This window comes from Streptomyces bluensis (assembly GCF_014650715.1).
Classification (GTDB): Bacteria; Actinomycetota; Actinomycetes; order Streptomycetales; family Streptomycetaceae; genus Streptomyces; species Streptomyces bluensis.
Genome location: NZ_BMVM01000020.1, coordinates 1 through 20,758 on the forward strand (window position 1 = coordinate 1; position 20,758 = coordinate 20,758).

10 protein-coding genes are annotated in these 20,758 nt (G+C 71.0%); 1 reads left to right on the plus strand and 9 read right to left on the minus strand.

Annotated features, from left to right (window positions below; translation table 11 throughout):
* The 9 genes from IE262_RS33245 to eccD form a co-directional block, all read right to left on the minus strand.
* A partial coding sequence (locus IE262_RS33245; RefSeq protein ID WP_444545237.1) for a scabin-related ADP-ribosyltransferase occupies positions 1–7,500 on the minus strand: 7,500 nt, incomplete at its 3' end.
* A gap of 12 nt (positions 7,501–7,512) precedes the next feature.
* Positions 7,513–7,902 (minus strand): hypothetical protein, encoded by a 390-nt coding sequence (locus IE262_RS33250; protein ID WP_134035407.1) that lies wholly within the window; start codon positions 7,900–7,902, stop codon positions 7,513–7,515.
* A 2-nt stretch (positions 7,903–7,904) separates the two neighbouring features.
* A complete protein-coding gene (locus IE262_RS33255; RefSeq protein WP_134035404.1) occupies positions 7,905–8,357 on the minus strand; it encodes a YbaB/EbfC family nucleoid-associated protein in 453 nt (150 codons plus the stop codon).
* 77 nt (positions 8,358–8,434) lie between these two features.
* Positions 8,435–11,860, minus strand: coding sequence for an AAWKG family protein (locus IE262_RS40270; protein ID WP_189878984.1), 3,426 nt, complete (start codon positions 11,858–11,860; stop codon positions 8,435–8,437).
* 104 nt (positions 11,861–11,964) lie between these two features.
* Positions 11,965–12,483: a type VII secretion system-associated protein gene (locus IE262_RS33265; RefSeq protein WP_229877741.1), complete on the minus strand. Its 519-nt coding sequence runs from the start codon at positions 12,481–12,483 to the stop codon at positions 11,965–11,967.
* Positions 12,484–12,595: 112 nt separating this feature from the next.
* Positions 12,596–12,916: a WXG100 family type VII secretion target gene (locus IE262_RS33270; protein ID WP_134035398.1), complete on the minus strand. Its 321-nt coding sequence runs from the start codon at positions 12,914–12,916 to the stop codon at positions 12,596–12,598.
* Between the two features lie 100 nt (positions 12,917–13,016).
* Positions 13,017–13,358, minus strand: a complete 342-nt coding sequence (locus tag IE262_RS33275) for a hypothetical protein (protein WP_134035395.1) — start codon at positions 13,356–13,358, stop codon at positions 13,017–13,019.
* Between the two features lie 86 nt (positions 13,359–13,444).
* Positions 13,445–14,920 (minus strand): type VII secretion protein EccB, encoded by a 1,476-nt coding sequence (gene eccB / locus IE262_RS33280; RefSeq protein WP_134035392.1) that lies wholly within the window; start codon positions 14,918–14,920, stop codon positions 13,445–13,447.
* A gap of 11 nt (positions 14,921–14,931) precedes the next feature.
* Complete coding sequence (gene eccD, locus IE262_RS33285; protein WP_134035389.1) at positions 14,932–16,332, minus strand: type VII secretion integral membrane protein EccD; 1,401 nt, start codon at positions 16,330–16,332, stop codon at positions 14,932–14,934.
* A gap of 398 nt (positions 16,333–16,730) precedes the next feature.
* Between eccD and eccCa the strand changes: the two genes are divergently transcribed.
* Positions 16,731–20,705: a type VII secretion protein EccCa gene (gene eccCa, locus IE262_RS33290; protein WP_195826390.1), complete on the plus strand. Its 3,975-nt coding sequence runs from the start codon at positions 16,731–16,733 to the stop codon at positions 20,703–20,705.
* Positions 20,706–20,758: the final 53 nt, after the last annotated feature.

Genomic DNA, 20,758 nt, shown 5'->3' on the forward strand with positions numbered 1-20,758 from the left:
CAGGCGCCCCTTGTGCCGGCTGTAGAGCGGGCCGTCCGGCCACGGCGCCCGGTCCCCGCGAGCCAGCCTGGCGTCGTAGGCGTCCTTGATTCGCTTCTGCTGGTCGGGCGTCAGCACGAACTGGTGGATGGCGTGGGCGAGTTCGTGGGTGAGCGTGGAGTAGCCGTCCGCCTGGGCGGGACCAGTCCCCGGGACCGTGGTGAACTCGCCGAGCAGGTTCTCCTCCGGCACCACGACCTCGCCCGTCGACTGCGACAGGCCACGCACCTGCTCCCAGGTCCGGCCGTCCGCGCTCGTCCCGCCCGCGAGGTCACCGAAGGCCGGCAGCGAGGGCAACGTCTCGCTCCGGGACAGCACGATCGTGCGGGTGCCCTTCTTCAGCAGCGTCGCCGCCGCCCGGGGGTCGTGCAGCATGCGGACGAGCTGCCGCTGCGCGACAGGCCGCGCCGACACCGGCTGTTCGACACCGGCCGGCGTCTGCAGCATCAGCTGGGCCGCCGTCGAGGCGAACTCCGGGGCCGGGAGGGCGTCGAGCAGCGCGTCCACGAGGGCGTGGTCCGAGGCCAGCCGCTCCCGGTCGGCGGGCGACAACCGTGCCAGCTCCTGCTTGCGGTCGTCGGCCGTCATGCCGGGCAGCTGCCGCGCCAGCGTACGCACGGGGTCGGACCGCACGGCGTCGGTGTCGCGCAACGCCTCGTCGAGGGTGGCCAGTTCGTCCTTCAGCCAGCGCACGTCGTCCGGTACGGCGCCCAGCGACAGCCAGGCCGACTCATACGCCTGAAGGACCGAGGACTCCCGGGCCGGTCCGCTCACCAGCTCGCTGAGCTGCACCGTCAGCAGCGGAGCGGACCCGGCCGGGCGGCCGGCGCGGTATGCCTGGCCGCGCAGCGCTTCCAGCCGGCCGGCCGGGAGCGCATCGTCGACCGGCGCGTAGCTCAGCCCCCACAGCAGGTCGAACAGGCCCTCCTCGCGCTGCTCGGGGGTGACGCTCAGGCCCAGCGCCGCGGCGGTGTCGGCCAGGGAGTCGGTGACGCCCGGCACGGTGAACCCGTCGACGGTGTCGGTGCCGGTGTAGCCGACGGCCCCGGAGGTGACGGTGACCGCGACTCCGCCGATCACCCCGGTGAGCGTCGTGTGGCCACTGGGGTCCGTGAAGGCGTGCAGGGCGTGCCGCGGCGCTCCGGGGAACCACTGGGCGATGGCCTTGTTGAGGCCGGCGACCAGGTGCCCGGGGTCGCCGGTCGTACGGAAGTCCATCCGGTCGAACGACCGCGGATTGTCGAACTGCACCCGGTTGCGGGCCGGTCCGGACAGCACGGCCCGATGGCCGATGCCCCGCATCAGATCGCTGAACCTGCGGCCGACGGCCAGCTTCGTCTCGTCGGTGACGGACGGATCGGACGTCACCGCACGGAGCCATGGGGGCTGCGGGGCGGCAGCGGCCCCGGGCCCGGTGGCGGCGGTGGTGTGCGCGGACGGCTGGGGGCTCGCCGGACCCGGGGGCGGCGCGGGCGGCGCGGCATGCGTCGACGGGGTGGCGGGGCCGCCGTCGCCCGTGGGGGGTACGGGGGTGTCCTCCGGGGCGGGGACGGGTTCGTGGGGCTGCGGGATGTGGATGCCCGCCGCCTGGTCCCACAGCGCGCGGAAGCCCTCCCAGGTCTCGTCCTCCTGCTGGTTGAGCGCGATCGGGTTGGACGGCTCCGGGTGCAGGGCCTGCGGGTCGGTGCCGTACAGCCGCTGGAGCAGCGGAAGAAGCGTGGGCTCATGCTCCGCCACCCAGGACACACCGTCGTTGTTCCGCTGGTTCCCGGAGCGCGGGTCCGTTCCGGCGTTGGTGCCGAGGTAGACGTTGGTGAGCTGGGCGAAGTACTCGTACTCGCTCACGGACGAGTAGTTCGTGACGCGCCGCCCGTCGGGGAGCGTGCCGTACAGCCGGCCGTCCGGCCACACGCCGGCGGCCCCTTGGGCCAGCTTGGCCACGTAGGCGCGCCGGATGAGCCGCCGGTCCTCCTGGCTCAGCGCGTTGTGGACCGCGTGCGCGAACTCATGGGTGAACGAGGAGTACCCGCTGTCCAGGGCGGGACGGGCACCCGGAACGCTGTTGGTCTCGCCGAGGAGGTTCTCCTCTCCGACACCCACCGTGCGGTTCTCCATCACGCCGCGCAGGGTGTCCTCCCGCCCGGCCAGATGACCGAACGGGCTCAGTGAGGTCAGCGCCCGGCTCTTGGGCACCACCATCACGCGGTAGCCCTTCCTGAGCACGTCCGCCGTCACCTGGGGATCGCGCAGCATACGCCTGATCTGCGCCTGCGCCTCCTGCCGCGCCGCCCAGCGCCGGTCCACACCGGCCGGCAGCTGCACGATCATCTCGGCCGCCGCCCTGGCGAAGTCCGAGGCCGACAGGGTGCGGCGCAGCACATCCGCCAACGCCCGGTTGGACGCGAGCCGTTCGAGCTGGTCGGGCGCCCGCAGTCCGAGCAGCGTCAGCTCTCGTGTCCGCTCGTCCGGGGTCATGGTGGGCAGCAGCCGCGCCAGTTCCACGACCGGGCCGGCCGGGCCACCCGTCCGGAAGGGGGCCAGGTCGGCGCGCAGCCGGTCCAGTCCCCGGTCGAACCGGCGCGGTTCGCTCGGGGAGGCGGCGCGTTCCTGCCACCGCGTCTGAAGCGCCGCACGCGCCTCGGGGCGGTCCGTGAACCCGCTCACGACCTCCAGCAGGCGGGCGCTCAGCGTCGGTGCGGCGCCGGGCGCGGCGGTACGCCGGTAGTCCGCACCGCGCAGCGTCTCGATCTCGTCGATCGAGACGCCGTTCCCGAGCTCCGGGTCCGCCGTGCTCTTGAGGAGGTGGAACAGGTCCTCTTCGCGCTGGTGTCCGTCGGGGGCGAGGGCCAGTTCGTAGGCGGTGTCGGCCAGGGAGTGGAGGGTGGACGGCACCGTGAAGCCGTCGATGACGGCGGTGTCGGTGTAGACGCCGGCACCGTCGGCGAGGGTGAACTCCACGCCCTCGATCACCCCGGTCAGGGTGCGGCCGTCCGTGTCCGGGCGCAGGGCGGGCCGCGGCGCGTCGGGGAAGCGCCGGGCGATGGCCTGGTTGAGGGTGTCGGCGAGCCGCGCGGGGTCGCCGTCCAGCAGGAAGTCCACGGTGCCCACGGTGTTCGGGCTGTGGAACTGCACCGTGCGCCGGGCCCGCCCGGCGAGGACGACCGGGTGGCCGGTGCTGTGCAGCAGCGCGCTGACCTCCCGGCCGGCCGCCAGCTTCGCGTCGTTGGACGACAGGGGGGCGGCAGCCGTCGGGCCGGGCCCGGTGGGCGACGGCAGCGGGGAGGCGGTGGCGGGGCCGGCCTGGGTGGACGGGGAGGCGGTGGCGGGACTGCCGTCGGCGGGCTGGGGGCTCGTCGCGGTCTGCTCGGTGTCCTGCTCGGCGGTCTGCTGCGCTCCTTGCGGCTCCCGGAGAAGCGTGGCGTGGGGGGTGTACGAGGGGTTGGGGATGTACGTCCCGACGGGCAGCCCGTTCCGCATCGGCTGCACGCCGCGGATGAACCGGGAGTGCACACCGCCGGGGAAGGCGATCTCCTGCTGGTCGGGGAAGGGCGAGGCCGGGCCCAGGGTGGCGTTGACGTCGATACCGCCGGGGGCGTCGATGTCGTAGCGCCAGGCGTAGTGGCTGAACAGGGCCTCCGCCGAGAGCGGGTCGGCCTGAACCGAGTCGCGCACGTAGTTCGGATTGGTGGTGGTGCTCAGGTAGCCGGACCGCGATCCGACCTGTCCGTAGTCGTAGACATGGTCGATCAGCGGGACCAGGTCGCTGCCCTTGGCCGGCAGCCCCTCGCGGAAGACGGTCGCGGGTGCCCTGCGGCTGAACTTGTACAGCGGCTGGTTGCCGCTGCGCCACAGCGCGTCCGGAAGCGGACCGTTCACCGGCGTCTCGGGGGAAGCGGCGACCACGGCGGGATCGACCGGCGGTGTCGCGCTGACCCGTTCCGTAGCGGGCGGGACGACCGGCACCGGCCCGGCTTCCGGGTTGTCGGACCGCCGCTGGAAGTCGGCCACGCGGGAGGAGGCGACCAGACCGCGGCCCGGCAGGTACCAGTCCCAGGCGGGGCCGTCGGAGAACAGCCGCCCCTGCTGGTCCGAGACCCGTCCGGCGCTCGGCCCGTCGGGGTTGTAGATCCCGCGCAGGCCGAGCCCCGGTATCTCGGCCACGAACACGTGCAGATCCTGGTCGTCCTGCCCTTGGCCCCACACCGTGACCCGGCCGTCGTCGAAGACGACCGGGAACTCGGCCACCACGTCGGCGAACTCCTGGTCGAAGGCCCCGCTCGGGTCGTAGGACCGGGTGGCCGAGGCGGTTGCGGGCACCGGCTCCCGCAGGAGCGGTCGTTCGGCCTGCTGTGTGGCCGGCGGTTCGGCCGGGCGCGGGTTCGCGGGCTCGACCGCCTGGGCGCCCAGCGGGTCGGTCTTCCGCGGCATCGGGCCGGGCCGCCGCGCGGGAGGCGTCGGGAGTACGGCGGCGGGGTCGCCCGACGTCGTGGTGACGGTGGGGGCGGGCGCGGCGAGGGTGGCGTCGTCCGGTGCGGGCGGGGCGGACTGAGCGGAGTCGGTCAGGTCCTCGATGGTCCGGAGATGCTGCGGCGGCAGGGCCGCACCGGGCAGGGCGTCCGGGGTGCCGCCGAGGTCGACGCCGGCGAAGCGGAGGATCTGGCGCAGGGCCGTCGCGTCGTTGCGAGTCCGGCGCCGCTCACGCTCCGCTGTGCCGAGGGCCGGGTCGTCGGAGACCAGCTGGATGTGGAACTGGCCGGACGTGGCCGGGGTGTCCGCCATGACCTCGGTCAGCTCGATGGCCTCGGCGTTCGAGGGATCGTGCACCAGGTTCAGGTCGATGTGCAGCTGGTCGCCCGAACTCGGCAACCGCAGGCCGTCGTTGGCATACCCGTCGAGCAGGCCGCGCATCTGCTCCTGGAGCGGCGGGAGCCGGTCGGCGGAGAACCCGTCGCCGGGACGCACCGGCAGGTCCAGCGTCAGGGTGCGCACCCAGCGTCCGTCGTCGGCCTGGATGCGCTGGACGACGGTCCGGACGACCGTGTCCGGGGCGGGCTGGGCGGTGGGGGTGGCTGCGGGGCCCTGGCCGTCCGCCGCCGGGGCCGGGATCTCGGTGTGGATCGGGGTGGCAGGGCTGTACGGCTGCTGGGACCGCCACTGCTCCGGGCGCACGGGGGTGTGGGCGGAGGTGTCGGTCGGCGGCGGCTGGAGCGGGACGGGGCCCGCGGTCTCCTCGGCGGCCACGGCCGGCGGGGCCGTGGTGTCGGAGGCGTCGGAGCGCGCGGCGTCCTGGTCGGCCGTCAGGTCGGCGGTGTCCAGGGCGTCCGAGGCGTCTGGGCCGCCGTCGACGGTGGGGACCGGGGACGCGGGTCCGGTGGCGGGTGCCTCGGCGCCCTGCGGCAGCGGTGTCCCGGCCGTCGGCCGCGGCTGCGCACCGGTGACGGAGTCCGGCGGCGTCGACCGGGCCGGGTCGGACTGGTTCTGGCCGGACTGGTTCTGGTCGGACGGGTTCTGGTCGGCCTGGGCGTGGTCCGAGGGCTGTTCGGAGGACTGGCCCGAGACCTCGTCCGCGCGTTGCTCCTCGGGCCGGTCCGCGGCCTGGTCCGGGAGCGGCGTCGTCCGCGTCGTGTCGCCGAACGCGTCCGCTCCCGTCCGCTGCGGGGCGCCGGACGGGCTGGGCGTACCGGTGGCGGGGTTGGCGGCCGCCGGTCCCCCGGCGCCGGTGGCGGTGGGCTGCGGGGCGAGACCCGGCACGGAGGCGTCGTCCGGCAGCAGTGTGGTGTCGGGCAGTGACGTGGCGTCCGGCAGCAGTGTGGTGCCGGACTGCGGTGCGGTCTTGGGCAGACCCGTCACGCCGTCGGCACCCGTCAGCGGGTTCGGGGTCGTGGCGAGGTCCGGGATGCCGGTGCCGTCCCCCGGGTCGGTGAGGTCCGTGACGTCGGTACCGGCGTCCGAGACCGTGTCGCTGAACGGGTCCGTACCGGCGAGGGACTCCACGTCCGAGTCCGGGTACGACCCCGTGGACGTGACGCTGCTGGGGTACGACGTCGTGCCCGAGCCCGGGATGCCGGTGACCGGCGACGCACCTCCGGTCACGGACGTGTTGGCCGTGGTGTCGGTGGTCGCGGGGCCGCCGACCGTCGGCGAGTTGGGCGCCGGCGGGTTGGTCACCGACGGCGAAGGGGACGCGGTCGCGGTCTCCGGGGCCGGGGTGCCCGTCGTCGTGGTGGAGGTCGTCGTGGTGGAGGTCGGGGTCGTGAGAGGCGCGGGCGCCGGTGGAGTGACCGTGGCCGGAGGTGCGACGGACAGGTCCGGACCGGTCGCCGTCGGCGAGGTGAGGTCGGGGCCCAGCCCGTCGGAGGAGTTCGGGGAGAACGCGCTGCCGGTCTCCGGACGGGGGGACGTGGTCCCGGAGTTCCGGTTGCCGCCGCCGACGCCGAGCAGGGAGTTGATGTCGGGCGGCAGGTTGAACATCGGGGCGAACATGTTCCGCCCGTCCAGGAACTTGTTGTTCAGGAACTTCGCGCCCTTGTCCAGCGGGCCGCTGATGAGCATTTCGGAGACAGCGCTGACACCGGCCATCCAGATCGTGCTCGGATCAAAGCTCCAGGCGCCGCGGAGTATCCCATTGACCACCGTCTCGGCACCCGCCTCGCCGACGCCCTCGGAGGCGAAGCTGTCGAAGGCGTTCTTTCCGAAGTTCCCCCACTTGTTGTCGTTCCAGTTGTCGAAGGTGTTCTTGAAGATGTTTTTGACGACATTGGAATCGAGGATCCCGTGCAGACCGGAGATGAAGCCGCCCGCCACGAAACCGAAGAAGGCCGCCTCACCGAGCTTGCCCCCATCGAATCCGCCCGGATTGCGGTCGCCCTTGTAGGCGGCCAGCATCGTCAACCGCGCCGCGAACGCGGTGAACATCTCCTGCAGCGCCTCGCTGAACCCGGGCAGCAGATGGGAGTTCTGCAGTGCCCGGTAGATGACGTAGAGGAGCTGCAACCGCGTTCTCGCCTTGGCCAGGGCCATTTCGGAGAGGGAAAGGCCGCCGGTGAAGTACGACATGGCGGCGAGCAGCGCCAGTTCCATGATGAGCTGGAAGATCTCCCAGATCATCTCGATCTTGGATTCGGCGATGTCCTGCGACCGCTGGGTCTGGTTACCGCGGCGCTTGCGCAGTTCGTCGGAGAACTGTGTGACCAAGTCCAGGCTGCCGCCGACGAGTTGGGACATCGCCGCCTTGTAGTTCTCCGCCACACGCGGTGGCAGAGCACCCGAGACCATCGAGATCGAGTCGTTGATCCGATTGCGCAGTTCCAACAGGCGCTGCGCGTACTCTTCGAAGGGAATACTGCTGCTGTAGGCCTGCTTCGAGGAGGCCTGCATTCCTTCTTCGCCGAGCAGGATGATCAACCAGACTCTTACCTCGTCTGGGAACTCGATATCGTCGTCGGGCAGGTTCTTGGACACGGTCGGCTCTGCTCAGCGCTTTCCGTTGCCGCCGGCGCCGTTGTCGAAGTCGCCGATCTTGCTCAGGTTCGCTCGGGCCTCGGCGATGCTTTCCGTGGCGAAGCCCTGCGCGGCCCTGATCTCCTCCAGCTCTGCGAAACGACCGTCGACGGTGCCGGAGATGGCGTCCTGGAGGGCGAAGAAGGTGTTCGTCGTGGTCTCTATCTCACGGTCCCATTCAGGGCCGACCTGTTCGGCGTACTTGTCGTCGATGCCGTACCAGTTCCCGAAGTGCCCCATGGTGGTGGCGAATCCGTTGGCGATGGCTCCGGCTTCCTTGGCAATGGCCTGCATTTCGGTGATGGCGGCCTGCAGCCGGGCCGGGTCGGCCTCGAAGGCGTCCTGGTATCCGAAGTCCGCCACGACTACCGGCCCTCCCCATCCTCGTGGATCTCATCGCGCAGTTTATCGCTTGCTCCGGCGCGCCGTTCCGAACCCCGCTCCACGGACCTCATCAGCGGTCCGAAGACCTCGTCCCAGTCGACGCCGGCGTTCGCGGGCTGCGGCCCGTCGCCCATCTGGTCGGTCAGTGGCCGGAAGGCGTCCATCACCGCCTGCGCCATCTGCGCCTGCGCCTGCCGGGTGGCCTCCATCACCGACGCCGACAACTGGGCGGCGCCCATGGTGCGGTACTTGCCGTCCAGGAACTTCACCGCGGTGAGCTGCCCCTGCGAGCTGACGGTGACCTCCACGGAGCGGTCGTGCGAGCGCACCGTGGCCGAGGCCTGGCTCAGCCGCTCCTTGGCGCTGTCGACCGCCCTGCGGGTCTCCTCAAGCTGGGCCATGGCCTGTTCCAGCCGGTCCTTGATCGAGTCCATCGCTTACGCGTGCCCTTCCTTGTTCGTGGCTCTCCTCGGCGTCTGTCCGGCCTCCTCGGCCGTGCGGCCGTGTGTCACTAGCGTCCGATCACGGCCGGGGCGCCGCCCTCGTCCGTGCCCCACACGTCCTCGTCCTCCGGCACCCAGGAGGCCCGGTCGCGGTCCGAACTCTCGGTCTGCTGCTGCCCCGGGGCGCCACCGCCGCCCATCGGCGGGTAGAACGGCATACCTGCGGAGCTGGTGGCGGTGGACCCTCGTTGGGCGACGGGGATCTCCTGTTCGTAGGAACTCCCGTTGCGGCTCGCCGGGTTCGTGGTGCGCTGGGTGACGACCTGGCTGTCGTCGAACGACCCGCGGACCCGCTCGGCGTCGTTGGGCCCGCCGGTGGTCATCCCGTTCATACGGGTGCCGGGCGGCAGCATCGGCATTCCGCCACCGCCACCGCTGCCGCTGCCGCTGCCGTTGCCGGACGGGCCGGAGGAGTACGGGGTGGAGTCGTACAGCTCCTCCTCATAGCCATAGCCGGACCCGGCGTACGGGGAGCTGTACGCGGTGCGGTCCGAGGTGCCGCCGCCCAGGTCGCTGGGCAGCGTCTGGCCCCTGTCGATCGGGGTGGTGACGCTGCTGCCGTCGGGCTGGTGATAGGTGACGGAGCCCTTGTCCGGGTCGAGCACGCTGCTGCTGCCGTCGGGGAACTCGGTGGTGAGCCTGCCGTCGCGGTTCAGCGTGGTGGTGCTGCCGTCGGGGTTGGTGACCGTCTCCCCGGGGCGGAGCGTGTCGATGGCGGTGGAACCGTCCGGCAGGACGGTGGTGGTGTCACCGCTGGGCAGTTCGATGGTCCGGTGGCTTCCGTCCGGGTAGTCCTGGGTGACCGAGCCGTCCGGGTTGAGGGTCGTCGTACCGGCGCCGGAGCCGTCGAGTCCCTGGCCGCCGCCGTAGTCGGGCAGGGAGTTGAGCGAGTCGAGGACGGGGTCCCTGACCTCCCGCTCACCGCCGAGCCCGAGGTCTCGCGCCGCCTGCTGCTGCTCGTCGTAGCGGGCCTGGGCGTCGGACATCTGCTGGGCCTGGCGCTCCTCGTACTCCCGCTGGCGCTGCTCCGCCTCGCCCTGCAACTGTTCCTGACGGGCCTGCTGCTCGCCCGCCTGCTGTTCGGCGCGCTGCTCGGCCTCCTTCTGCACCTGCTCCTGACGGGCCTGCTGCTCCTCGACCCTGGCGTCCTGCTCGGCCTGGCGCTGCTCCTGCTTCGCCTCCTGCTCGGCCTGCTGCTCCTCGGCCTTGCGCTGCTGCTCCTCGGCCCTGGCCTCCTGCTCGGCCTGCAACTGCTCCTGCCTGGCCTCCTGCTCGGCCTGCCGCTCCTCGGCCTTGCGTTCCTGCTCGGCCTGCTTCTCCTCGTACTCGGCCTCGGTCTTGATCCGCTGCTCTTCGGCCTGCTTCTGCTGCTCCTCGGCCTTGGCTTCCTGCTCCGCCTGCTTCTCCTCGGCCTTCCGCTCGGCCTCGGCCTGCTTCTGCTCCTGCTCGGCCTCCTTCTCCGCCTGCTTGGCCTCGGCCTCGGCCTGCTTCTCCTCGGCACGCTGCTCGGCCTCGGCCTGCTTGCGCTCCTGTTCCTTCTGCTGCCGCTCGTTGTCGGCACGCGCCTGGTTGGTGGCGAGGATCTGCTGCTGTTGCTGCTCCTCGGCGCGCTGTTCGGCCTTCGCCTGCTGTTCCTCGGCGCGCTGCTCGGCCTCCGCCTGCTTCTGCTCCTGCTCGGCCTGCAGCTGTTCCTGACGGGCCTGCTGCTCGTTCGCCTGCTGTTCGGCGCGCTGTTCGGCCTCCGCCTGCTTCTGTTCCTGCTCGGCCTCCTTCTCCGCGGCCTTGGCTTCGGCCTCGGCCTGCTTCTGCTCGGCGCGCTGTTCGGCCTCCGCCTGCTTCTGTTCCTGCTCGGCCTCCTTCTCCGCCTGCTTGGCCTCGGCCTCGGCCTGCTTCTGCTCGGCCCGCTGCTCGGCCTCCGCCTGCTTCCGCTCCTGCTCGGCCTCCTTCTCCGCGGCCTTGGCCTCGGCCTCGGCCTGCTTCTGCTCGTACTCCTTTTCCTTCTCCTCCTGCTTCCGTTCAGCCTCGGCCTGCTTCTCCTCCCATTCCCGCTCCTTCTCCTCGGCCTTCCGCTCGGCCTCGGCCTCCTTCTCCTCCTGTTCCCGCTCCTTCTCCTCCAGCTCCCTCTCCTGCTCCTCCTTCTCCTTCTCCAGGTCGGCCTTCTCCCGCTCGGCCTGGTCCTTGGAGAACTCGTCGCTCAGACTGGTGGTGACCGTGTCGATCTTCTTCGGGAAGGTCTGGTCGTTGAAGGCGTTCTCGACGTCGACGAGAGCCCGCTTGCCGGACTCGCCCAGGCGCTCGATGACGGTGTTCTGCCACCGCCTGATGGCCTCTTCGCCGATCTTCTTCCAGGTGCTCTTCTCCTCCAGCGGCCCGTAGTCCGGGTGGTCGCCGCGGAAACCGTCGTACTTGACCTTGTGGTTGCCGCCTATGGCATAGCCGTACTGGCCATACGTCTCGTAGTAGCGGACCTTGGTGATGTTGTTGTCCCAGACGTAGTCCGTGACTTCGAGCAGCACATCGTGCAGCCAGCGCAGCGGGTTTCCGGTGAGCAGCTGCCAGCTGTCCCAGGTGTTGTACAGATTCCGGGCCGCCTTCTCCACCTCTGTCCGGAAGTTGCGGAGATCGTCGCCGTACTTCGACTTGACGTCGCCGGACGTGGGGAACTGCTCGCTGTAGGACTCGTAGTTGCGGACCAACCCGTGGATCATGTCCCTGAAGACCCCGGCGGCCTGCCCCTTCCAGGACGCCTCCTCCTTGCCGAGGTCGAACTCCATGTCCTGGAGCTCCTGGTGCCGCATACGGAAGAACTGTGCGGCCCGGTCGAAGGCGTCGGCTGCCCGGACGAAGGATTCCAGGTCGACAGCGTCCCCGTCCGTGACACCGAGGTTGTTCCACCGGAAGTTGAGCGTGCTGCCCGTGTTCAGCAACTGCTCCAGGGCTTTGCCGCCGCCGTAGCTGTACTGCGACAGCGCCTCGTTGCTCCACTCCGTGTCCTTGGACTGGCCCTCGAAGTCCTTGCCGAGGCCGCTCTTGAACTCGCCGCCCAGGACCACACCGCCGGCCGGCGGGGAATCCGTGCTCGTGGTGCCCAGCATCGTGATCCGGGCCTTCTTCATCACGACCTTGGTCCCGACGGCCGCCGAGGAGATCGGCCCGTGCTTCCCCGAGTAGAACGGCACGACGAAGTCGGTGTTCGAGATGCGCCACCCGGAGTTCTCGCTACGCCACTCCATGTCGTCCACCGCGTCGACGATGGCGTTGGACGGCTCGCCGTTGTGGTCGGAGAACTCGACACGCATCAGCGGAATGTCGTCATTGCCAATGAGGGAGTCGAAGAGCGTCGACCGCTGCGGCATGGGATAGCCCGTCAGGACCTTGACGGCGACTTCCCAGTAGTCGTTGTCGGAATGGGCGACGGGAACCTTGTCGGACATGGCGCGGAACCTTCCGGTGGAGCTGCTCGGCTACGTGGTACGGCGGGGCTGGTACGGCGGGGCGGAACGTGCCCGGTCAGTCGCCGGCAGCTGCGGACACCCGGTCATTCCTCTTTGCTGTTTCCGCCAGAACCGCTCGTCGAGTTGGTGGCCATGGAGTCGTCCACGTCCTCGAAGATGTCCAGGAACTCCTGGCCCTCGATGTTGGTGAGGTTGTCGCCCTGGGTGGAGAAGAGGGTGCTGATGGTGTCCTTCAGGTTCTCCTCGATGTCACCGAAAAGCTTCTGCTGTTCCTCGAAGATGGCGACCAGGTCCTCGGCGCTCTTGCCGACCGCCTTGTTGAGGGCCGCACCCTTGCCGTGGAGGTAGTCCGTCTTCAGCATCATGCCGATGGCGAGGGGGCGGCCGGAGCCGTAGGCGTCGAATTCCGCACTGTCGTAGTCCAGATCCGCGTCGCCCACCAGAGTGCCCATCGACGGACCGAGAACCGGGTCGTCCAGCTGGATCTTGCGGATCTGGTCCGTGAACGGCACGACCCGGTCGTCCAGGAACGCCTGGAGACCGGCCTTGTCCATGGTGAGCTTGCCGGTCTTCGAGTTCGGGTCTTCCTTCGGCAATGCCATGATGCGTCCCTTGCTGCTCGTGTTCCGCTGGGCCTGCTGGATCCTGCCGTGTCCCGCCGTGTCCCGCTGACGGGGGCCGGGCGGTGCACCACCCCCGTCGCGGGCCTGCGAGTCAGCGGCCGATCTTCACCGAGTCCCACATCTGCGTCAGCGACTGCTCGCTGTACTGGTAGTTCTCGGAAACCGAGGTCAGCAGCGCGGAGTGCTTCGTGAGCAGCTCCTCCATCGCCTTGACGGCGTTGTCCCACGCCTGCTGCTTCTGGGTGTAGACGTCCTTGTCGTCACCGATCCAGGTGTTCTTGAGCTCGTTGAGCTCCATCTCCAGGTTGGAGAGCGTGGTCGCGATCGCCTTGGTCTGGGTGATCATGTCGTCTGCCGCATTGCTCATATGCGAGTAGTCGACGTAGATGTAGCCGTCGGTGAAGTCGCTCATATGCCTGTCCTCGTCTCGCCTCTGCCGTGAATGGGGGTGGGAAACCGGGCCGCCGGGGCCCCGCGGTCCGGCCGTGCCGCGCCCGGCCGGGCCGCCCGGGTCAGCCGACCAGGGTGTCGAAGACGGATTCCGACTGCTGGTACGCCTGGTTGATCTCCTCGTTCCGGGCGCCCTGCTGCTTGCCGTGCTCGGCGAGGGTGTTGTTCAGCGTGTCGATCATGTCCTGGACGTTCTTCAGGATGACGTCGGCCTGCTCTTCCCAGGCGGTGACCAGGTCACGGAAGGCGCCACCGTCACTGCCCTTGTAGCCGGACATGAGGTTGGTCTTGGTGGTCTCGACGTCCTGGCGGCACTTCAGGACGCCACTGAACGCCATCTCCAGCGCCTGGACACCGTTCCGTGTCGCGTTTTCCTCTGACTGCTGCATCCCGTTCGCGGACATGCGTACCCCTCTCGTCAATCAGTGCGGCTGATGCTAGGGCGCACGTGTTGCGCTTCGAGCCTTCTGACTTGCCGTCAGATTGCTTTTCACTTGTCTCGCTTGTCCTGCCAGGCACAACGCGGCGCCGTGACGTCGGCGCGGCCCCGCACCGCCGCCTCCGGATACAGATCCGGGCCCGAGGGCAGCATCGCCAGCGTCAGCGACGGCATCTGCAACGGACTCACCGCCTCGTAACCGAAGGCCGTGACGGCCTCCTTGGACGTCAGGCGGTACTTGACACCGGTCGACGTGACGAGATAGACGGTGCCGCCCACCTGAGCGCCCCCCGCGCCCACCGGCCGCACCAGGGCTCCGCGGCCCGGCGGCACGGTGATCCGCTCCACGGGCAGGCAGGCGGCAGCAGCGGCCCCCGACGCGTGCTGGGCCAGCGTGCCCAGGTCATCCACGTCCGTCAGCCGCAGACCGACGCGGGTGCCCTCGTCCTGCGGTGTCACCTCGGCGCACAGCACCTGGTCCTTGCCGACGGCCACCGCCTGCGGCGGGTTCTCCGGTGACACGGCCGGGCCCTTGTCCTGCTCACTGCCGGGGGCGAGCCGGCCCCTGAGGTCGTCCGAGGTCAACTCCAGCGCCACCGGGGTCTGCCCCCCGTACGCCTTCTCGCGGGTCTCCTTGTCGCCGAGCACCAGCGCGACCTCGGTCTGGGTGAGCGGCGCCAGACCGTCCTCACGCAGCAGGTAGTACCGGGGCTCGCCGCCCGGCACGGCCAGCTTGTACACCTGCCCGACCCTGCTCGCCCCGCCCGGCAGTGCCCCGGAACCGCCGATGCCGGGGGTGCTGGGCGGAGTGAGATCGGGTCCGGCGGGCAGCGCGCTCAGGAAGGCCGCCGACACCGGGACGGGCGCCGTGGAGGCGTAGCCCAGCGACTCCTGCGCCCCCGAGGTGCGGTCGAGGCGCAGCCGGCTGCCCTGCCACAGCAGATACCGGGTGCCGTCCGGTCCGGCCACCAGCATCCCCTCGCTCTTGCCCAGCCCGTCGCCCCCGGCCCCGTTGCTCACCGCGAGCGTGGTGACGGGCTTGGTCCCGGACGTGCCGTCGTCCGGCGACGCGGAGCACACCTGCCAGGGCGCGTCGGACAGATCGCCCGGCTCGGGCAGTTCGTCGGGGGCCCCCACGATGCCGACCGGGGTGCCGTGCGGGGTGTCCTTGAGGGACTTGTTGCTCACGGTCGTGGTGGCCAGGTCGGCCCCGGCGAGAAGCAGCGCCGAGGCGTAGTTGCGCACCGGGCGCAGCCGGCCGTCCAGGTAGAGGTAGCGGGCGCCGGTGTCCTTGTCGACGATCAGATCGCCGGAGGTCCGCCAGGAGTCCTGCTTACCGGGCAGGAACAGGCCGATGACGAAGGCCCCGGCGGCCACCAGCAGGGCGACGATCACGCCGATGGCGACCCCGCGGTTGGTGCGGCCCTGGGGCGACTCGGGCGCGTCCGGGTCGGAGCGCAGCATGCTGGAGGTGAGCCGGCCCATGAGGAACATATGGGCCTGAACCTGGTCGCGTTTGTTCTGCATGGAAACCGTCCTTAGCCGTTGAGGCCGCGCAGCCAGCCGTACACGCCGAGCACCCACAGCGACAGGGGCAGCAGGGCGATGGCCGCGGCCGAGTGCAGCAGTTCCGCCGCCCGGCCCCAGTACGGCACGAGCCGCCGTCCCGGCACCGTCCAGGAGGCGATGGCCAGGGCCGCGGCGACCGCCAGCATCCCGGCGACCATCAGCAGCCGTCCCGTCGGCCCGGCGCCGACGGACTGGTCGTAGGCGAGCAGCGCCGCTCCCCACACCGCGGCCGCGACCAGGGCCAGGCGCTGGAGGGTGTTGCCCAGGCCCCGGCTGTGCAGGAGCAGAAGCAGCGTCAGGTCCAGCATGGTCAGCAGGGTGGCCAGGCCGGGCTCGTGGGCGAGCCCGAGCAGGCTGGCCGCGCAGATCGCGGCGGTCGCCGCGTACAGCCCGGTCATCCAGCCGTCGGCGACCACGGCGCGGGCCGCCACCGCGGACGGCTGGTGCGGCTCGATGCCCTCCTGGAGTTGCTGGGCGTTGGTGGGCAGCGGCGGCATGCGCAGGCCCGAGAGCCGGAACGACATCGACGGCACGAACGCCCCGAAGATCACCGCGGCCAGGGCGACGATCCCGGCGGCGTGGGCCGGGCTCAGACCGGCCACCATCATGAGCACCGCCCCCAGCACTCCGGCCACGGCGATGGCGACCAGCGCGAAGAACAACGCCGCGAAGGCGGCGACCACCGCGACCGCCAGCATCGCGCTGCCGGCCGCCGCGGCCCCGGCCGCCAGCAGCCGCGCGCCCAGCGTCTCGTAGGAGTGGGGCCCGCCGAGCTGTCCGCCCGTCAGCAGCCAGCCCGCCAGGGCGAAGTACGGTACGGCCACCAGGCCCAGTGCCGCGCCTGCCTCGGCGTCGCCGACGGCACGGCTCGCGGACGCGGCACCGCCGAGCAGCAGGACGCCGCCCGCTGCCGCCGCCAGGCCCCGCAGCGCGCCGGAGGGTCCCGGCAGCGCCAGCGCGGCCAGTCCCCCGGCCAGGGTGAGCACCAGCACCACCAGCAGCAGCCGGCGACTCGTCTGCGGGTTCCAGCCGAAGGGGCGGTCCTGCATGGTGTTGGCGATGCCGTCCACCAGATCGTCCAGGGCGACCTCGGGCAAGGTGTCCGCACGCGGCCTCAGATAGAGCGTCTCTCCGTCGAGCACCCCGTGGGATTCCAGGCTGTTGTCCTCGTCCAGCGGTGCGCCGCCGAGCCGCTGGAGCACCCAGCCGCCGTGCTCCAGGCCCTGTTCGGCGACTTCCTCGCCGGCGTAGTTCACCAGGGTGGGCAGCAGATCGGCGACCGGGACGTCGCCCGGCACCGCGAGGTCGATGGACTTGGCGGGCGCGCGCACCGTGACGCGGCACAGGCCTGCCGTTGCGCTGTCTGTCATGGGGGTCACTCATCGCTTCGTCGGGAGACCGCGAAGTCTCAGGGAGGGGGGTTCGTTGTCTCAGGGGAGGGTCGTTCGTTGGACGTGTGCGCGGATCGGCTGCACACTTCGGGGACCGCCTGCTCGACACGGCCGTCCGGGGGAACCGTAGACGGATCGTAGACTCTTCTCACCCGGACCGGGTGCCTGCCCCGGACCAACTCCCGCTACCGCGGCCGCCTATGCTGCTTTGGCCGCCGGTCGCCGTCTCCGCTGTCTCCAGCGACTGCCCCTGCGCCGCGCCCGGCTGCCCCGCCGTACAACATCAGTGCCCGATCGCCCCCAGCGTTTCGCAACTCCCGATCGTAGATTCCCCGGTGCGGCCCCCACGTCGGCACCGCCCCTAAGGAGACAGCTCGTTGAGTACCGTACTGTTCCGTCGGCCCGCGCGGCGGCGCGGCCCGGACATGCCCGAAGGCGAGATGAGTCTTCAGGAGCCGCCGACGCTCCCGGAGGTCACGCCGGACAGTTCGGCGGTGTGGAACTACCTGCCGATGGCGCTGATGTCGGTCTCGATGATGCTCATGTACATCAGACCCCGAGGCATGAGCGGCGGGTTCATGTATCTGGCGCTGGGCCTGATGGTGGTCTCCTCGGCCGCCATGATCCTGGGTCAGTACGCCCGTCGCAACAGCGAGCGCAAACAGCGGCTCAAGGGGGAGCGACGCGACTATCTGCGCTATCTGCGGCAGGTACGGCGCAAGGTGCGCGGCGCCGTCGAGGACCAGCAGCGGGCACTGGCCTGGCGGCATCCGGCGCCCGCCGCGCTGTGGGCGCTGGTGGGCACCACCCGGCTGTGGGAACGCCGGCCCGCCGACCAGGACTTCGCCGAGGTACGGGTCGCGGTCGGCGACCAGAAGCTGGCGCTGCGCCTGGCGCCGTTGTCCACCAAGCCGGTGGAGGACCTGGAACCGCTCGCCGCGCACGCCCTGCGCAGCTTCATTCGCGCCTACTCCACCGTGCCGGACCAGCCGATCGCGGTGTATCTGCGGTCCTGGGCACGGGTGTTGTTCCGGGGAGACGAGGACCGCGTCCGCCCCCTGGTACGGGCCATGCTGGCCCAGCTGGCCGTGGTGCACTCCCCGGAGGAGCTGCGCATCGCGGTGTGCGCGGCGGACGAGCGGCGCTCGGAGTGGGAGTGGCTGAAGTGGCTGCCGCACGCTCTGCACCCGCAGGAGTCCGACGGTGCGGGCTCGGTACGGATGGTCGCCGCCTCGGTCAACGAACTCGACGACCTCCTCGGCGGCGAGTTCGCCGAACGGCCCCCGTTCGACCCCGACGCGCTGCCGGCCCGTGAGGAGCCGTTCACCGTCGTCGTCCTCGACGGGGTTCCGGCGCCCGGCGGGCACCGCATGGACGGGCCCGGCTTCCGCAACTCGGTCGTCATCGACCTCGGCGACTGCCTGACCTGGCGGCCTGGGCGGACCACGCTGCGGCTCGATCTGACCGAGGAGATCCTTCGGCTGGTGCGCACCGACCGGGAGCGCAAGGAGCAGCACACCCCGCTCGGTCTGCCCGACCAGCTGGGGACGGTCACCGTCACCTCGCTCGCCAAACGGCTCGCCCCGTACCGTATGGGCGTCACCCAGGACTCCGGGGAGCCACTGGCCGCCGACGTCGAACTGACCTCGCTGCTCGGCATCCCCGACCTGTACCGTCACGACCCGGACACGCTGTGGCGGCGCCGTACCGGCTCCGAGCGGCTGCGGGTGCCGATCGCCGTCGGCTCCGACGGCGTCCCGGTGGAACTGGACATCAAGGAGTCCGCGCAGGGCGGCACCGGCCCGCACGGCATGCTCATCGGCGCCACCGGCTCCGGCAAGAGCGAGCTGCTGCGCACCCTGGTGCTGGCGCTGGCGCTCACCAACTCCTCCGAAACCCTCAACTTCGTCCTGGTCGACTTCAAGGGCGGTGCGACCTTCCTCGGCCTGGACGAACTCCCCCACACCTCCGCCGTGATCACCAACCTCGCGGACGAGGTGTCGCTGGTCTCCCGGATGCAGGACGCCCTGCACGGCGAGCTGGTCCGCCGCCAGGAGCTGTTGCGCGCGGCCGGCAACTACACCTCCGCGCTGGAGTACGAGAAGGCGCGGGCCGACGGGGCGCCGCTGGCGCCGCTGCCGAGCCTGTTCGTCGTGGTCGACGAGTTCAGCGAACTCCTCGCGGCGCACCGCGAGTTCATGGAGCTGTTCGTGATGATCGGCCGGCTCGGGCGCAGCCTCGGCGTGCATCTGCTGCTCGCCTCGCAGCGCCTGGACGAGGGCCGTATGCACCAGTTGGAGAGCCATCTGTCGTACCGGATCGGTCTGCGCACCTTCTCCGCGATGGAGAGCCGCGGTGTGCTCGGCGTGCCGGACGCCTACGAGCTGCCGCCGACACCGGGCAGCGGCTTCATCAAGACCGGTGTGGAGGCGCTGAGCCGGTTCCGCGCCGCCTATGTGTCCGGGCCCTACCGCCGCCGCAGCGGTTCCGCCCACCAGGCCCGGGTGGCCAGCCAGGTGGTGCCGTGGACGGCCGGCTGGGTGGTGCCCCGGCAGCTGCCCGACCTGCCGGAGACCGAGAACGAGAAGCCCGACGAGACCGAGGACGACGGCGAGTCGCTGTTGTCGGTGGCCGTGGAACGCCTGCGCGACGCCGGCCCGCCCGCCCACCAGGTGTGGCTGCCACCGCTCAACGCGCCGTCCACGCTGGATGAGTTGCTGCCCGAGCTGACCCCGCACCCCGAGCGGGGGCTGACCACGGTCGACGCCTCCGCACGGGGCCGGCTGACCGTGCCGGTCGGCATCGTGGACCGGCCGTTCGACCAGCGGCGCGACAAGCTGGAGGTCGACCTGTCCGGGGCGGGCGGCCATGTCGCCATCGCCGGCGGCCCGCAGAGCGGCAAGTCCACCCTCGTACGCACTCTCCTCTCCTCGCTGGCACTCACCCACACCCCGCGCGAAGTGCAGTTCTACTGCCTCGACTTCGGTGGCGGCAGCCTGGCCGGCCTGACCGGCCTGCCGCACGTCAGCGGGGTCGCGAGCCGCATGGACAAGGAGCGCGTCGGCCGGGTCGTCGCCGAGGTCAACTCCCTGCTCACCCATCGGGAGAAGTTCTTCCTGGACCACGGCATCGACTCGATGGTCACCTTCCGGCGCCGCCGCGCCGCCGGGGAGTTCCCGGACGAGCCGCACGGCGACGCCTTCCTCGTCATCGACGGCTGGGCCACCGTCCGGCAGGACTACGACCAGTACATCCCGACCTTCAACGCCATCGCCGGGCGCGGCCTCAACTACGGCATCCATCTCGTCACCACCACCTCGCGCTGGGTGGAGCTGAGCGCCCAGATCCGCGACCAGTCCGCCACCCGCCTGGAGCTGCGCATGGGTGACCCCATGGACTCCGGCATCGACGTGCGCAAGGCCGCCGGGGTGCCGCGCATCCCCGGCCGCGGCCTGACCCGGGACTCCAAGCTGCACTGGCTGTCGGCGCTGCCCCGTGCCGACCGGCGGCCCTCCTCGGACGACCTCGCCGACGGTGTGGCCGACCTGGTCAAGCGGGTGAGCGAGCACTGGTCCGGGCCGCCCGCGCCGCCCGTACGGACGCTGCCCACCAAGCTGCCCGCCACCGAACTGCCGCCCGCCGAGGGCGATCTGCGGGTGCCTCTGGGCATCGAAGAGGACCAGATGGGCACGGCGTGGCATGACTTCAGCGCCAACCCGCACATGATCGTGGTGGGCGACACCGAGAGCGGCAAGACCAACCTGCTGCGCCTGGTCGCCCAGTCCGTCATGGCCCGCTACAGCCCCGCCGAGGCCCGCATCATGGTGGTGGACTACCGCCGCGAGCTGGTCGAGGCAGTGCCCGACGAGTACCGGCTCGGGCACGCCATCTCCATCGACGCGCTCAAGGAACTCGTCGACGGCGCGGCGCGCGCCATCCGCACCCGGTTGCCCGGCCCGGACATCGCGCCCTCCCGGATGCGGTTGTGCGACTGGTGGACCGGGCCCCGGCTGTTCGTCCTCGTCGACGACTACGACATGGTGGGTGGCGGCGGCCCGCTCAACCAGCCGTTCAGCCCGCTGATGGACCATCTGGCCCTCGGCTACGAGGTCGGTCTGCACATGGTGGTCGCCCGCTCGGCGGCCGGCGCCGGGCGCGGTCTGAACGATCCGCTGCTGCGCCGTATGCAGGAGGTCAACACCCCGGGCATCCTGCTGTCCTGCCCGCCGACCGAGGGCTACCTCTTCGGCAACGTCAAGGGCCGCATCCTGGTGCCGGGTCGCGGTGTGCGGATCGCCCGCCGCAAGACCGTGCAGATCCAGACCGCCCTGGTGGGTGCGGAGGAGTCGTGAGCCGTGCGAGGCGTGTGAGCCGTGTCCGGTCCGGAGAATGCGTGCAGCCGACC